This is a genomic window from uncultured Fretibacterium sp., from assembly GCF_938040765.1.
GTDB lineage: Bacteria > Synergistota > Synergistia > Synergistales > Aminobacteriaceae > CAJPSE01.
The window spans coordinates 1-1732 of record NZ_CALIAA010000098.1; the positions used below are offsets into that span (position 1 = coordinate 1).

The 1732-nt window shown below is 62.3% G+C and carries 1 protein-coding gene; it reads left to right on the top strand.

The annotated features are described in order from the left end of the window. Nucleotides 1-252 precede the first annotated feature (252 nt). Nucleotides 253-1671 (top strand): bifunctional 5,10-methylenetetrahydrofolate dehydrogenase/5,10-methenyltetrahydrofolate cyclohydrolase, encoded by a 1419-nt coding sequence (locus Q0176_RS03695; RefSeq protein WP_299299352.1) that lies wholly within the window; start codon nucleotides 253-255, stop codon nucleotides 1669-1671. Nucleotides 1672-1732 lie beyond the last annotated feature (61 nt).

Genomic DNA, 1732 nt, shown 5'->3' on the forward strand with positions numbered 1-1732 from the left:
ATTCGATACTTCTCGATTTGTCAAGTGCCGTTTTACCTCCCAAAACCGCAGGCAGAAAAGAGCAGCCGGCAGGTACTTGTTTGTAAGAACAGCGTTAAGATCGAGTCGCCCGACCAGAAGGTATCACCTGCTAGCTACAAAGACAATGATGCTTGGGAATACCCCGTTTTGTACTTTTATGTTATTGTAGAAATCAAGAGGGCGATAAATGCCGCGCAAAATCGTCGGGATAGGAGGAGGGACACGAGGAACATGGCTGTACTCATGAGGAGAGCGGAGGTCTCCGCGAGCATGAAGGAGGCCCTGCAGGCGGAGCACGCCGCGCTGCGGGCCAAGGGCATCGATCCCAAGCTGGCGATTGTCCGCGTGGGGGCGAGGGGCGACGACCTGGCCTACGAGCGCGGGGCCCTGAAGCGGTTCGGGGGTCTGGGGTTCACCGTGGAGGTGTACGAGTTTCCCGAGGACATCGAGCAGCGCAGACTCGAAAGTGAGTTTCAGGATATCAACGACAATCCGTCGGTGCACGGCATCCTGCTGTTCCGGCCCCTGCCGAAGCATCTGGACGGCGAGGCCCTGCGGCGGGCCATCGACCCGCGCAAGGACGTGGACGGCATGAGCCCCCTGAGCGCCGCCAAGGTCTTTGCGGGCGAGGACGACGGCTTCCCGCCCTGCACGCCGGGCGCCGTGATGGAGATGCTGGAGCACTACAAGGTGGACCTCAAGGGCAGGAACGTGACGATCGTGGGGCGCAGCATGGTGGTGGGCCGTCCCCTGGCCATGCTGATGTTGGCGAAGCACGCCACCGTGACGATCTGCCACACCCGCACCGTCGACATGCCCGCGGTCTGCCGCAGGGCGGACATCCTGGTGGCGGCGGCCGGCAAGGCCGGGATGATCGGCGCCGACTGCGTCACGGACAGGAGCATCGTGGTGGATGTGGGGATCAACGTGGACGCGGAGGGCAAGCTGTGCGGCGACGTCGATTTCGGCGCCGTGGAGCCGGTCGCCTCCATGGTCAGCCCCGTCCCCGGCGGTGTGGGGGCCGTGACGACCTCCGTGCTGGCGAAGAACGTGCTGAAGGCCGCGCGCCTCCAGCTCCAGAGCGAGGAGCGGATGGGCGAGCAGCTCCGTCACCGCCGCCTGCCGCCGCCGCGTCCGCGTGAGATCCTGCGGCGTCGCCGAGAGCGCAGCGGCGAGACGGTCACGCCCCATGCGCGTATGCGCTGCGCAGAGATACTGATAGAGCGACGCCGCGCCGAAAATGTGCAGATCCCGATCGGGCGGACATTTCTCGCGCAGATAGGCGGCGCCGTCCACGGGCGACTTCTTCCAGCTCCCATCAAAGCGCGCGAGATACTCCCCCACCACGCCGAGATACGCCTGCGTAAAGATGCGGCGCCGCTCAAGCCGCCGATGCCGCAGCACGAGCACCGCAAAGAGCAGCAGGAAAAACCCGCCGAGCATCAGCTCCTCCACCGAGCCGCGGTCATAGCCGTGAACGAGGGCGACAAGCATCAGCGGAAACACCGCCGTGCGCGCGAGAATGAACCGCGTCCGCCACGTATCCTGCGTATGCGCATGGGCGAGAGCATGCTCGCGTACATTTTCATAAAAGTCCTTCTTCATAAGGAACTCCTTAAGGGAATCCACAATTCTGGGCAACATTCATAACAGTCATATTATATCATAACGATAATAGGAATGTAGACAGTTTCTGCCAAAACTGTTAGAA